Consider the following 12,609-nt stretch of genomic DNA (forward strand, 5'->3'; position numbering starts at 1 on the left):
GACGTTGGGTCAGTCGCCATCACCGGCAACTGATGCTGCGCTTTCGCGAGCAGGCTCGCTCCCACAGTAATTTGCGCTGGTAAAAAACAACCGGAGGTTCGACCTGTCATCTTCGGCAACGTAGAATGCGCGCCTTTCCCGGGCAATCGTCCCCACGATGGCGCCCGCGCATTTATCGGAGCACTTGACCATGACCGTCACCAAGACCAGCGAGTACCTGGAAACCCTCTACGAAGGCTACGGCCAGCGTTTTCGCATGGAAAAACTGCTGCACGAAGTGCGCACCGAACACCAGCATCTGGTGATCTTCCAGAACCCGCGCATGGGCCGGGTGATGGCGCTGGACGGCGTGATCCAGACCACCGAAGCTGACGAATTCATCTACCACGAGATGCTCACCCACGTGCCGATCCTCGCCCATGGCACTGCCAAGCGCGTGCTGATCATTGGCGGTGGTGACGGCGGTATGCTGCGCGAAGTGACCAAGCACGCCGGCGTCGAGCACATCACCATGGTTGAAATCGACGGCACCGTGGTCGACATGTGCAAGGAATTCCTGCCGAACCATTCCGCCGGTGCCTACGACGATCCGCGCCTGAACCTGGTGATCGATGACGGCATGCGTTTCGTCGCCACCACCACTGAAAAATTCGACGTGATCATCTCCGACTCCACCGACCCGATCGGCCCGGGCGAAGTGCTGTTCTCGGAGAACTTCTACCAGGCATGCCACCGCTGCCTGAACGAAGGCGGCATCCTGGTGACTCAGAACGGCACACCGTTCATGCAAATCGACGAAGTCAAAACCACCGCCGGTCGCCTGCGCAGCCTGTTCCCGGACTGGCATTTCTATCAGGCCGCCGTGCCGACCTACATCGGCGGTTCGATGACCTTCGCCTGGGGCTCGACCAACCCGGCCTACCGCAAGCTCAGCCGTGAAACCCTGCAACAGCGCTTCATCGGCAGCGGCATCGTCACCCGTTACTACAACCCGGAAATCCACATCGGCGCGTTCGCCTTGCCGCAATACGTGCTGCAGGCGGTCAACAAGCCGAGCAACGACTGATCACGCTGAAGTCGCTCTGCAAGGGAGCTTTTGTGGCGAGGGGATTTATCCCCGTTGGGATGCGCAGCATCCCTGAACCGGCCTGCGCGGTGTCTCCGTCAAACCGCAATGGACGGTGTTACGACTGCTGCGCAGCCGGACGGGGATAAATCCCCACGCCACACAGTCCGCCCTATCGATCGGATGGTTATTTTCACCGTTGTCGGCTGTAATCCTTTTGAACCAACTATCGCGGAAAAAAGTCGAGATAGAGGTAAGCCCATTTACGGGTTGATCGAGGAGGCACTGATGCAAAAGTGGAAAGTCACTTTCGTGGATGATCACGGTGAAATTGTCGATGAAGTCTTCGAACGTGAGGAATGCCCGTCCGATGATGAAGCCGCACGGCTCGTCAAAGAGCGGCTTCTTCCGGTCGCCGCCAAGCTGGATCTCAACGATCTGGAAGGGCGCACCGCCGATGCCGGGGTGAAAAACCTCAAGACCCAGAACGGCATCGAAATCCGCAGCATCACCCCTGTCTGAACACTTCCTGTCATCTCGTAAACCAGGCCTTGGCAGCAGCGCTCTCTTGGGGCTACTCTGCAAGCGAGATCAGCGAATGGATCGCTAAGGTCTGGTCTTGTCAGCTACATGCTTGTTTCCCGCGCGCAACCACGTTGCCGTAGTACTTAGGCCAAAAGGCCCGGGGCGGGAATACGGAAAGTCTATCCATCAATCGAGGGGGACGATTCATGAGCACAGCCTATCAAGAAGACATCAGCAGCAACGTTCTGCGCCGCATGAAAGAAGGCGGTTTCGATTTTTCCCGGTTCCATCCCATCGAGTTCTACGCAATTTTCCCGGACGAGGAGCGGGCGCGCAGGGCAGCAGGCAAATTTCGTGGTGAATCCATCAATGCCCAGGTCAGTGCGCGCGACGACGGCGCCTGGTCGCTGGAATTGAGCAAAGTGATGTACGCAACCTATGACGACATCGGCGATTTCGAGCAAGGCTTTTCAGCCGTGGTCGAACCGCTGGGCGGCATTATCGAGGGTTGGGGCGTGAAGCAGGAGGTGCGCAATCGTTACCGGTTGAATTGATATTGCGCATTGTCTGTCGGGCAACGGCTGACCTTCGGGTCGGCCGTTGTCGTTTCTGGCTTCTGCACATCGCAGTGGCAAAACCCTGAAACAAGAATCCTGGGCAAAAAAAAGCCACCGGAGAGGGTGGCTAAAAGGGAAGACGGGTATGCAATAAAGTCCTGTCGGGACGGGGCTGCCAAGGCAGTTCAGATCAGTTGAGCTGTCTACTTCGCGGCGGCGTGCCGGGGAAGTTTTGCAGCGAATGCGCGGATTATCCGCAGTCGTGGCCGGGCAGTGAAATCAACTCTGACTATGCTGGTGATAGGCGATGCAGTGCGTCGCAATGAAGCGGGGGCAATCGGACCGGGGCATTTGCCGCACAGGAATGGTGCGCAGCCTTCGGCGTGGATCTACAACCGATTGAAATCAAAGCGTTTATGCCGATGGCACGGGCCTTGCGAAGGCCTGTATGTCCGGAGTGACAAGGAGTACGGCATGATCCGCACCTATTTTGACGAGATGTACGATGCCGGCGGCCTGGTCCGCCCGCATTACCGGGAATTTGCCCGATGGCTGGCCGAGACGCCCGACGAGCTGCTCGCGCAGCGCCGCCGCGAGGCCGATCTGCTGTTCCACCGAGCCGGGATCACCTTCACGCTCTATGGCGACGAGCAGGGCACCGAGCGCCTGATTCCGTTCGATACCATTCCCCGCAGCATCCCCGCCAGTGAATGGCGGATTGTCGAGCGCGGCTGCATCCAGCGGGTCAAAGCGTTGAACATGTTTCTCGCCGACCTCTACCACGAGCAGCGCATCATCAAGGCCGGGATTATTCCCGCCGAACAGGTGCTGGCCAACGAGCAATACCAGTTGGCGATGCAAGGCCTGGATCTGCACCGCGACATCTACTCGCATATCTCCGGCGTCGATCTGGTGCGCGATGGCGATGGCACTTACTACGTCCTCGAAGACAACCTGCGCACCCCCAGTGGCGTCAGCTACATGCTCGAGGACCGCAAGATGATGATGCGCCTGTTCCCCGAACTGTTCTCCGCCCAACGCATCGCCCCGATCGATCACTATCCCAATCTGCTGCTCGACACCCTGAAAAGCTCAAGCCCGATCGACAATCCGAGCGTAGTGGTGTTGACGCCGGGACGCTTCAACAGCGCGTTCTTCGAACATGCGTTTCTTGCCCGGGAAATGGGCGTGGAACTGGTCGAAGGTGCGGATCTGTTCGTGCGTGACGACAAAGTCTTCATGCGCACCACCGATGGCCCGAAAGCGGTCGACGTGATCTATCGTCGCCTCGACGACGCCTTCCTCGATCCGCTGGCATTCAACCCGGACTCAATGCTCGGCGTGCCTGGGCTGTTGTCGTCCTATCGCTCCGGCAATGTGGTGCTGGCCAACGCAATCGGCACCGGAGTGGCGGACGATAAATCGGTGTACCCGTTTGTCACCGACATGATCCGTTTCTACCTCGACGAAGAGCCGATTCTGAAAAACGTGCCGACCTGGCAGTGCCGCAACCCGTCCGAGCTGTCCCACGTGCTGGCCAATCTTCCGGAACTGGTGGTCAAGGAGACCCAAGGCTCCGGCGGTTACGGGATGCTCGTTGGGCCAGCCGCGACGACGGCGGAAATCGATGCCTTTCGCGAGCGCATCAAAGCCAAACCCCATGCCTACATTGCGCAACCGACACTATCGCTGTCGACCTGTCCGACCTTTGTCGAAAACGGCATCGCGCCGCGCCATATCGACTTGCGTCCGTTCGTGCTGTCCGGCCGCGAAACCCGGGTCGTGCCCGGCGGTTTGACCCGTGTCGCGTTGCGTGAAGGCTCCCTGGTGGTGAACTCCTCCCAGGGCGGCGGCACCAAGGACACCTGGGTAGTCGAGGATTGAAGGAAGCTTGCCATGTTAAGTAGAACTGCCTCGGATCTGTACTGGATGTCGCGTTACCTGGAGCGTGCGGAGAATCTCGCGCGCATGCTCGACATCAGTTATTCGCTGTCGCTGATGCCGCAGGACGGGCGCGGCGACGGTCTGCACGAACTCGCCATGCCGTTGCTGATCACCGGCACCCTGGACGATTACCTTGAACGCCACGGTGACCTACACGCTGAACGCTTGCTGCATTTCTTCGCACTGGACGCGGCCAACCCGGCGAGCATCTACAGCTGCCTTGGCGCTGCGCGGGCCAGTGCCCATGCCGTGCGCGGGCGAATCACTGCGGACATGTGGGAAAACATCAACGCGACCTGGCTGGAAATTCGCGGCATCGCCGAACAGGGCTTGAGCCGCTATGGCATGAGTCGTTTCTGTGAATGGATCAAGGAACGTTCGCACCTGTTTCGTGGCGCCTCATACGGCACGATCATGCGCAACGACGCGTTTCGCTTTATTCGTCTGGGCACGTTTATCGAGCGCGCGGACAACACGCTGCGCCTGCTCGATGCCCGTTACGAAATGGCCGGAGATCAGGCCGAAGCAGTCAGCGACGGCACGGCGCACGCCTATTACCAATGGAGTGCGCTGCTGCGCGCCTTGTCCTCATTCGAGGCCTACACCGAAATCTACCGCGACGCGCCCGGCGCCCGACATGTCGCCGAACTGCTGCTGTTACGCGCCGATGTGCCGCGTTCGCTGCGTGCCTGTACCGAAGAGATCGACCAGATCCTCGCGCAACTGCCAGGCGCCAACGGCCGACCGGCACAACGCCTGGCGGCGGAAATGGACGCACGCCTGCGCTACACCGGCATCAACGAAATCCTCGAAGAAGGCCTGCACGCCTGGCTGACCGAATTCATCCCGCTGGTGCGCCAGTTGGGCAACGCCATTCACAGTTCCTACCTGGAGGCTGCATGAGACTTTCCATAAGCCACGAGACCACCTATCACTACGAAGATCAGGTGCGCGCGAGCATCCAGTACCTGCGCCTTACGCCCCACGACAGCGAGCGCCAGCATGTCCTCAGTTGGCAACTCGACCTGCCGCGTCCGGTGCGTGCGCAGCTCGATCCGTTCGGCAACATCCTGCATGTGCTGACCATGGACGAGCCGCACGAAGCGATCATCATCGGCGCCCGTGGTCAGGTCGATATCGATGAATTGCGCGAGGCCGAACATGAGAGCCAGTCGGCGCTGCCGTTCCTGCGCTTCACGCGCCTGACCGAAGCCGATGAAGCCTTGCGCGAATTTGCCGCGAAGAACTGCAAGCAACGGCGTGATCGCACCGCGCTGATCGACTTGATGCACGGTTTGAATCAGCACATGACCTACACGCCGGGCTCAACCGAAGTCGACACCAGCGCCGCCGAAGCTTTCGCCGGTCGCGCCGGGGTTTGTCAGGATCATGCCCATGCGTTTCTGGCCTGCGCGCGCAGTCTTGGCGTGCCGTCGCGTTACGTGTCGGGGTATCTCTACAGCGAAGATTGCGAGCATCTGGCCAGTCATGCCTGGGCAGAAGCGTGGCTGGATGACGCGTGGTACAGCTTCGACGTGACCAACCAACTGGCGCGTCCGGAGCGACACTTGAAGCTGGCGGTCGGCCTGGATTATCTCGATGCCTGCCCGGTCCGTGGCATGCGCCGGGGCGGCGGCTGCGAGCAAATGCACGCCAAGGTATTCGTCTCGCCGACGCCGGTTATATCCGTCCAGCAACAATAGATTCGGGATACCGCTATCGCTGGCAAGCCAGCTCCCACAGGATGACCGGTGATTCGAACTCTGCGCATACCCTGTGGGAGCTGGCTTGCCAGCGAAGAGGCCAGTAATAACACCCTAAGGCTTACGGCTTGGCTTTGCGCCCGGCCATGTGCTTGAGATAGCCCACCAGCATTTCCAGGTCTCCATCCGGCAACACCTGCGCGGAAAACCCGGGCATCTTCGCCTGCGGCCACTGACGCAAACTCTGCGGATCGCGGATGTAGCGCTTCAAGAAATCCGCCCCGAAATACTCGGTCGGGCTATACGGAATATTCAGATCCGGACCGAACTGCGCGTCTCCGGCACCATTCAACCGGTGACAGGCCAGGCAGTTTTTCTGAAACAGGGCAAAACCCTTGTTCACCGGATCATCGGCCTTCAAGGCAGGATCGGGCAGCAGGGCAGGGAAGCGTTGGGCCACCGGCGCCATCAGCTTGATGCTGGCGACTTCGAACGGCCACTGTTCGGGGCTGATATTACCGGCCTGCGGATCGGTCCAGACCAGATAGAACGGCCCGGCGCTGTGCTTGCCGGCAGACAGCGGTGGCCACGGCCGCGCCGGGTCCTCGATTGCCAGCCATGCTCGTGCGCCGTCCTTGTTCAGCAAGGGCGCGGCGGCCAACTCTGCGGCAAAGCCATCCAGCGCTACCGCCTGCAAGTGATCCTCCGGCTTGACTCCCTTCAGCAATGCGACCAGAGGCACAGCCTGATAGGTCATGTCCTTCTTGTAGGAAACATCATTGTTGATCGTGAGCGTTTGCAGCTGAGGATGCTTGAGCAGCTCTTCGGTCTGCCAGGTGCGGCTGTTTGCGCCCAACTGCAGATCCAGTTGTGCGGCGGACAAGGGCAAGCTCAGTAGCAAGGCACCGAGCGCAATGAGCGTTTTCAAATGATCGCCGTCCATGTCGAGGAAGTGCGCAAAGGTTGGCACAACCACGCTGGCCCGGGTAGCGGGCCAGTCACATTTTCAGTGGCGATATACCGCACGCGACGTTTGAATCAGCCGATGACCTTGGTCAGATTCGGCAAGATCAGCAACAGCGTCGTGGCGAAAAGAATGAGTCCTGCTTGACGTACTTTCGGTTGTTTGAACATGGCTTGACCGCCTTTATTGTTATTTCCTGATGCATGCCTGACTGCATATCCCTGACGGCACGCGTTGCACTTCCTGTTAAAGGACGCCCGTCTCGGCAAAACCCGACGACGATGGCGTACATCTTCACCTTAGAGCCCGCGTCTCCCTTCGCTTAGATCCATTTCATATGGAGTTCTTTGCAAAAGCTCTTAAAACGGCATGAGGCGTATTGCCAGCTTCTTTGCCGCCCGCTGGCTAGACAACTCGGCGACCTGAACCGGTTCACCTGATGACGGATGACCGTCCGTCTGAGCGTGTGCGTCAAGCGCTTTGAGCAATGTGGTCATTGCTTGCCAGTCGGCGCAGGGCGAAAGTGAAGTGACAATAAATCAGGTTCGAGGACGTCATGACTGAAGCTTTGATTTTCGATGCGTTGCGCACCCCGCGTGGCAAAGGCAAGGCCGATGGCGCGCTGCACAGCGTGAAGCCGGTCAACCTGGTGGCCGGTTTGCTGAGCGCCTTGCAGGCGCGCACCGCGCTGGACACCAGTCAGGTCGATGATGTTGTCCTCGGCTGCGTCACGCCGATTGGCGATCAAGGCTCGGACATCGCCAAGACGGCGGTGCAAGTGGCCGACTGGGACGTCAGCGTCGCCGGTGTGCAGATCAACCGTTTCTGCGCTTCGGGTCTGGAAGCGGTGAATCTTGGCGCGATGAAAGTGCGCTCGGGCTTCGAGGATCTGGTGGTGGTTGGCGGCGTCGAGTCGATGTCGCGGGTGCCAATGGGCAGCGATGGCGGCGCCTGGGCGCTGGACCCGCAGACCAACCTGCACAGCCATTTCACCCCGCAAGGGGTCGGCGCCGATCTGATCGCCACCCTCGAAGGCTTCAGCCGGCAGGATGTCGATGCCTACGCACTGCACTCCCAGCAAAAAGCCGCGCGAGCACGGTCCGACGGCTCGTTCAACAAGTCGCTGGTGCCGGTGCAGGATCAGAACGGCATCATCCTGCTTGATCACGATGAGTTTATCCGCGCCGAATCGACCCTCGAAGGCCTGGGCAAGCTCAAGCCAAGTTTCGAAATGATCGGGCAGATGGGCTTTGACGCCACGGCGTTGCGGGTCTACAGCCATGTCGAGCGGATCAACCACGTGCACACGCCGGGCAACAGTTCCGGGATTGTCGACGGTGCGGCGCTGATGCTCATCGGCTCCGAAGCCAAGGGGCGCGCGCTGGGGCTGCAGCCACGCGCGCGTATCGTCGCCACGGCCGTCACCAGCACAGATCCGACCATCATGCTCACCGGCCCGGCGCCGGCGACTCGCAAAGCGCTGGCCAAGGCCGGATTGCGGGTGGAGGACATCGATCTGTTCGAGGTCAACGAAGCGTTTGCTTCGGTGGTGTTGAAATTCATCAAGGACATGGCCGTCGACCCGGGCAAGGTCAACGTCAACGGCGGCTCGATCGCCATGGGCCACCCGCTGGGCGCCACCGGTTGCGCGATCCTCGGCACCCTGCTTGATGAACTGGAAGCGCGCAACTTGCGCTACGGCCTGGCGACGCTGTGTGTCGGCGGCGGCATGGGCATTGCCACCATCATCGAACGCCTCTGAGCCCCGACTTCAAGGAACCCTGTTATGAGCGAAGCCATTCGTTACGAAAAAGGCCAGGACGGTATCGTCGTGCTGACCATGGACATGCCGGGCCAGAGCGCCAACACCATGAACGCCGTGTACCGCGAGGCCATGGCCGCTTGCGTCGCCCGCTTGCTGGCCGAGAAAGACAGCATTTCCGGAGTGATCATCACCTCGGCGAAGAAAACCTTTTTTGCCGGCGGCGACCTCAATGAACTGATCAAGGTCGGCAAGCCCGAAGCCAAAGCTTTCTACGACATGGTGCTGACCCTCAAGGCGCAATTGCGCAGCCTGGAAACCCTCGGCAAACCGGTGGTCGCGGCGATCAACGGCGCCGCGCTGGGCGGCGGCTGGGAGATCTGTCTGGCCTGTCACCACCGCATTGCTGTTGATGACGTCTCGGTGCAACTCGGTCTTCCGGAAGTGACCCTGGGCCTGCTGCCGGGCGGCGGCGGGGTGGTGCGCATGGTGCGCATGCTCGGCATCGAAAAAGCCCTGCCGTACTTGCTTGAAGGCAAAAAAGTGCGCCCGCAACAGGCGGTGCAGGCCGGGCTGATTGATGAACTGGCAGCGGATCGCGGTGAGCTGTTGGCCAAGGCGCGCGCCTGGATTCTCGCCAATCCGGCGCCAGTGCAGCGCTGGGACGTCAAGGGTTACCAGATTCCTGGCGGCACGCCATCGAACCCGAAAGTGGCGCAAATGCTGGCGATTGCGCCGTCGATCCTGCGCGCGAAAACCCAAGGCACTCTGCCGGCGCCGGAGAAGATTCTATGCGCGGCGGTGGAGGGCGCTCAGGTCGATTTCGACACCGCGCACCTGATCGAAACCCGCTACTTCACCGAGCTGACGACCGGGCAGATCTCGAAAAACCTGATCGGTACGTTCTGGTTCCAGTTGAACGAGATCAACGCCGGCGGTTCAAGACCGCAAGGTTTTGCGCCCTATAAAACCCGCAAAGTCGGTGTGCTCGGCGCCGGAATGATGGGCGCAGGCATCGCGTTCGTCAGCGCCTCGGCCGGTATCGAGGTCGTCCTCAAGGACATCAACCTCGCCGCTGCCGAAAAGGGCAAAGCGCATTCCGCAGCGCTGCTGGACAAGAAAGTTGCCCGTGGCCAAATGACTGCCGAACAGCGCGAAGCGGTGCTGGCGCGAATCGTTGCGAGCGAAAGTGATGCCGATCTGGCCGGTTGCGATCTGATCATCGAAGCGGTGTTCGAGGATCGCCAGCTCAAAGCCAGGGTGTCCGCCGCCGCGCAACAGGTCGTGGGCGACGAAGCGGTCATTGCTTCCAATACGTCGACGCTGCCGATCACCGGTCTGGCGACGGCGGTGGCCGATCAAAGCAAATTCATCGGCCTGCATTTCTTCAGTCCGGTAGAAAAAATGCCGCTGGTGGAAATCATCAAAGGTGCGCAGACCAGCGCCGAAACTCTCGCTCGCGGTTTCGACTTCGTCCTGCAAATCAAGAAAACTCCGATCGTGGTCAACGACAGTCGCGGCTTCTTTACCTCGCGGGTGTTCGGCACGTTCACCAACGAAGGCATTGCCATGCTTGGCGAGGGCGTCAGTGCGCCGATGATCGAGGCCGAAGCGCGCAAGGCCGGGATGCCGGTCGGGCCGCTGGCAATCTCCGACGAAGTTTCCCTCAGCCTGATGAGCCATATTCGTCAACAGACGGCCAAGGACCTACATGCTGAAGGGAAACCGCTGATTGAGCACCCGGCCTTTGCCGTGATTGACTTGATGCTCAATGAATTCAAGCGACCGGGCAAAGCTGCCGGAGGCGGTTTTTATGAGTATCCAGCGGGCTCGCAGAAGCATTTGTGGCCGGAGCTGAAAACGCGCTTCGAGAAGGCCGACGGACAGATTTCTACGAAGGATGTGCGTGATCGCCTGTTGTTCGTGCAGGCCATCGAAACCGTGCGTTGCGTGGAGGAGGGCGTGCTCACCTCGACGGCGGATGCCAACGTCGGTTCTATCTTCGGCATCGGTTTCGCCGCATGGACCGGCGGGGCGCTGCAGTTCATCAACCAGTATGGCCTGAAGGACTTCGTCGCCCGCGCGCAGTATCTGGCCGAGCAATACGGCGAACGCTTTACCCCGCCAGCGCTGCTGCTGGACAAAGCGGCGAAAGGTGAAATGTTCTAGGGCCAGCGAGCATTTCGGGGCTTGCCTTGGCCACGCGTTTCAAGGCAGGCTCTGGGGTGTTCATTATTCCCATCACGTGTCAGGTATTTTTTATGTCGCTGCGCATCTGCATTCTCGAAACCGACATCCTGCGGCCCGAATTGATTGACCAATATCAGGGCTATGGGCAGATGTTCCAGCGCCTGTTCTCGCAGCAACCGATCGCCGCTGAGTTCACTGTCTATAACGTGGTGAAGGGTGAGTATCCAAGCGACGACGAGATTTTCGATGCGTACCTGGTCACCGGCAGCAAAGCCGATTCGTTCGGTACGGATCCGTGGATCCAGACCCTCAAGACCTATCTTCTGAATCGCTACGAACGCGGCGACAAATTGCTCGGCGTGTGCTTTGGCCATCAATTGCTGGCGCTGCTGCTTGGTGGCAAGAGCGAGCGGGCCTCCCAGGGTTGGGGAGTCGGCACTCACAGCTATCAGCTGGCAGCCAAGGCGCCGTGGATGAGCCCGGTGCGCGAAGAGCTGACACTGCTGATCAGCCACCAGGATCAGGTCACCGAACTACCGGAAAACGCGACAGTCATCGCCTCCAGCGATTTCTGCCCGTTCGCGGCTTATCACATCAACGACCAGGTGCTGTGCTTCCAGGGCCACCCGGAATTCATTCACGATTACTCGCGCGCGCTGCTCGACCTGCGCCAGGAAGCGCTGGGCTCGCAGATCTACAGCAAGGGGGTCGCGAGCCTAGAGCAGGAGCATCATGGCGCCACCGTTGCAGAGTGGATGATGCGCTTCGTGGCGCACAAGCCAGAAGCGGCTCAACGCTGAAAGGACCTGCTCCCACAATCTCTGTGGGAGCAAGGCTGATCGCGAATCGCCGGGGCAACGCGGTCCCGGCTATAACCACCCCGACCGCTTGAAGCTCGCCCACAAACTCACACACCCCACCGCAATAAACCCCAGCACTGCAAAATAACCGTAATGCCAGGTCAATTCCGGCATGTTCTGGAAATTCATCCCGTAAATTCCCGCCACCGCTGTCGGGAACGCCAGAATCGCCGCCCACGCTGCAAACTTGCGCTGCACCACGCTCTGCCGTGATGCCTCGAGCAACACGCCAATCTCGATGGTCTGGCTGGCAATGTCGGCCAGCGTGCTCAGATCTTCCATTTGCCGCGTCACGTGAATCTGCACATCGCGAAAGTACGGACGCATGTTCTTGTCGATGAACGGGAAACTGAGCTTTTGCAGCTCTTCGCCAATTTCCACCATTGGCGCCGCATACCGGCGCAAGCGCACCACGTCTCGGCGCAGACCGTGCAGCTTCTGGATGTCACGCTCGTTGAGGGCGCTACACAAGACGTTGCGCTCCAGCTCATCGATCTCGGCGTGGATCGCTTCGCCCACCGGCTGATAGTTCTCGATGACGAAATCGAGCAGCGCGTACAGGACGAAATCCTCCCCGTGCTCAAGCAACAGCGGGCGCGCTTCACAGCGTTGGCGCACATAGGCGTACGACGCGGAATGGCCGTTTCGTGCAGTGATGATGTAACCCCTGCCGGCGAAGATATGCGTTTCGATAAATTGCAAGACGCCATTTTCGCGAACCGGTGAGTAGGTGACGATAAACAGAGCGTCACCAAAGGTTTCCAGTTTCGGTCGGCTGTGTTTTTCCAGCGCGTCTTCGATGGCCAGCTCATGCAGGTTGAACTGTCGCTGCAGGTTGGATAATTCCTGTGCGTCCGGTTCTTCCAGACCGATCCAGACGAAGTGACCGGGTTTGGCGGCCCAGGCAGCACCTTCGTCCAGCGAAATATTGGAGACTTTCTTACCCTCGCTGTACACCGCAGCAGCAACAACTCGACCCATGGTGGTGATTCACTTCTTCTTGGCAGATGGCAGGGAAACAAGGCTTCAGCTTAGCCG

11 protein-coding genes are annotated in these 12,609 nt (G+C 59.9%); 9 read left to right on the forward strand and 2 right to left on the reverse strand.

Annotated elements, in window-relative coordinates; genetic code table 11:
- Positions 1–190: 190 nt before the first annotated feature.
- The 6 genes from speE to QMX86_RS09735 all read left to right on the forward strand — a co-directional run bounded on the left by speE (position 191) and on the right by QMX86_RS09735 (position 5,795).
- A complete protein-coding gene (speE, locus tag QMX86_RS09710; protein ID WP_016773785.1) occupies positions 191–1,066 on the forward strand; it encodes a polyamine aminopropyltransferase in 876 nt (291 codons plus the stop codon).
- A 288-nt stretch (positions 1,067–1,354) separates the two neighbouring features.
- Positions 1,355–1,588: a hypothetical protein gene (locus QMX86_RS09715; protein ID WP_024012230.1), complete on the forward strand. Its 234-nt coding sequence runs from the start codon at positions 1,355–1,357 to the stop codon at positions 1,586–1,588.
- Positions 1,589–1,797: 209 nt separating this feature from the next.
- The gene (locus tag QMX86_RS09720) at positions 1,798–2,145 is read left to right on the forward strand and encodes a ribonuclease E inhibitor RraB (protein WP_003223226.1); all 348 of its coding nucleotides are present in this window, start codon (positions 1,798–1,800) and stop codon (positions 2,143–2,145) included.
- Between the two features lie 477 nt (positions 2,146–2,622).
- On the forward strand, positions 2,623–4,032 hold the full coding sequence (locus tag QMX86_RS09725) for a circularly permuted type 2 ATP-grasp protein (protein WP_016773787.1): 1,410 nt from the start codon (positions 2,623–2,625) through the stop codon (positions 4,030–4,032).
- Positions 4,033–4,044: 12 nt separating this feature from the next.
- On the forward strand, positions 4,045–4,995 hold the full coding sequence (locus QMX86_RS09730; protein WP_016773788.1) for an alpha-E domain-containing protein: 951 nt from the start codon (positions 4,045–4,047) through the stop codon (positions 4,993–4,995).
- Positions 4,992–5,795 carry a transglutaminase family protein gene (locus QMX86_RS09735; protein ID WP_073472583.1) on the forward strand — a complete coding sequence of 268 codons (804 nt, stop codon included), beginning with the start codon at positions 4,992–4,994 and terminating at the stop codon, positions 5,793–5,795. The genes QMX86_RS09730 and QMX86_RS09735 overlap by 4 nt, the downstream gene beginning before the upstream one ends.
- A gap of 121 nt (positions 5,796–5,916) precedes the next feature.
- Here the strand turns inward: QMX86_RS09735 and QMX86_RS09740 are convergent, their stop codons facing one another.
- On the reverse strand, positions 5,917–6,738 hold the full coding sequence (locus QMX86_RS09740; protein ID WP_282383309.1) for a cytochrome c: 822 nt from the start codon (positions 6,736–6,738) through the stop codon (positions 5,917–5,919).
- Positions 6,739–7,315: 577 nt separating this feature from the next.
- Here QMX86_RS09740 and QMX86_RS09745 point away from each other — a divergent pair.
- The 3 genes from QMX86_RS09745 to QMX86_RS09755 all read left to right on the forward strand — a co-directional run bounded on the left by QMX86_RS09745 (position 7,316) and on the right by QMX86_RS09755 (position 11,511).
- Complete coding sequence (locus QMX86_RS09745; RefSeq protein WP_122880964.1) at positions 7,316–8,521, forward strand: acetyl-CoA C-acetyltransferase; 1,206 nt, start codon at positions 7,316–7,318, stop codon at positions 8,519–8,521.
- A 24-nt stretch (positions 8,522–8,545) separates the two neighbouring features.
- A complete protein-coding gene (locus QMX86_RS09750; RefSeq protein ID WP_282383191.1) occupies positions 8,546–10,690 on the forward strand; it encodes a 3-hydroxyacyl-CoA dehydrogenase NAD-binding domain-containing protein in 2,145 nt (714 codons plus the stop codon).
- A gap of 92 nt (positions 10,691–10,782) precedes the next feature.
- Positions 10,783–11,511, forward strand: a complete 729-nt coding sequence (locus tag QMX86_RS09755; RefSeq protein WP_110645140.1) for an amidotransferase — start codon at positions 10,783–10,785, stop codon at positions 11,509–11,511.
- Between the two features lie 69 nt (positions 11,512–11,580).
- On the opposite strand, the gene QMX86_RS09760 is transcribed toward QMX86_RS09755, so the two are convergent.
- Entirely contained in the window at positions 11,581–12,552 is a 972-nt protein-coding gene (locus QMX86_RS09760) for a magnesium and cobalt transport protein CorA (protein WP_122612025.1), read from the reverse strand.
- Positions 12,553–12,609: the final 57 nt, after the last annotated feature.

The organism is Pseudomonas sp. PS01270, from assembly GCF_029959775.1.
Taxonomy (GTDB): Bacteria; Pseudomonadota; Gammaproteobacteria; order Pseudomonadales; family Pseudomonadaceae; genus Aquipseudomonas; species Aquipseudomonas atacamensis.

What these genes read in the sequence shown, in the direction of transcription:
- QMX86_RS09745 (WP_122880964.1), top strand. Translation starts at nt 7,316, where the DNA reads ATGACTGAAGCTTTGATTTTCGATGCGTTGCGCACCCCGCGTGGCAAA.
- QMX86_RS09715 (WP_024012230.1), top strand. Translation starts at nt 1,355, where the DNA reads ATGCAAAAGTGGAAAGTCACTTTCGTGGATGATCACGGTGAAATTGTC.
- QMX86_RS09735 (WP_073472583.1), top strand. Translation starts at nt 4,992, where the DNA reads ATGAGACTTTCCATAAGCCACGAGACCACCTATCACTACGAAGATCAG.
- QMX86_RS09725 (WP_016773787.1), top strand. Translation starts at nt 2,623, where the DNA reads ATGATCCGCACCTATTTTGACGAGATGTACGATGCCGGCGGCCTGGTC.
- QMX86_RS09730 (WP_016773788.1), top strand. Translation starts at nt 4,045, where the DNA reads ATGTTAAGTAGAACTGCCTCGGATCTGTACTGGATGTCGCGTTACCTG.
- QMX86_RS09755 (WP_110645140.1), top strand. Translation starts at nt 10,783, where the DNA reads ATGTCGCTGCGCATCTGCATTCTCGAAACCGACATCCTGCGGCCCGAA.
- QMX86_RS09760 (WP_122612025.1), bottom strand. Translation starts at nt 12,552, where the DNA reads ATGGGTCGAGTTGTTGCTGCTGCGGTGTACAGCGAGGGTAAGAAAGTC.
- QMX86_RS09740 (WP_282383309.1), bottom strand. Translation starts at nt 6,738, where the DNA reads ATGGACGGCGATCATTTGAAAACGCTCATTGCGCTCGGTGCCTTGCTA.
- QMX86_RS09750 (WP_282383191.1), top strand. Translation starts at nt 8,546, where the DNA reads ATGAGCGAAGCCATTCGTTACGAAAAAGGCCAGGACGGTATCGTCGTG.
- QMX86_RS09720 (WP_003223226.1), top strand. Translation starts at nt 1,798, where the DNA reads ATGAGCACAGCCTATCAAGAAGACATCAGCAGCAACGTTCTGCGCCGC.
- speE (WP_016773785.1), top strand. Translation starts at nt 191, where the DNA reads ATGACCGTCACCAAGACCAGCGAGTACCTGGAAACCCTCTACGAAGGC.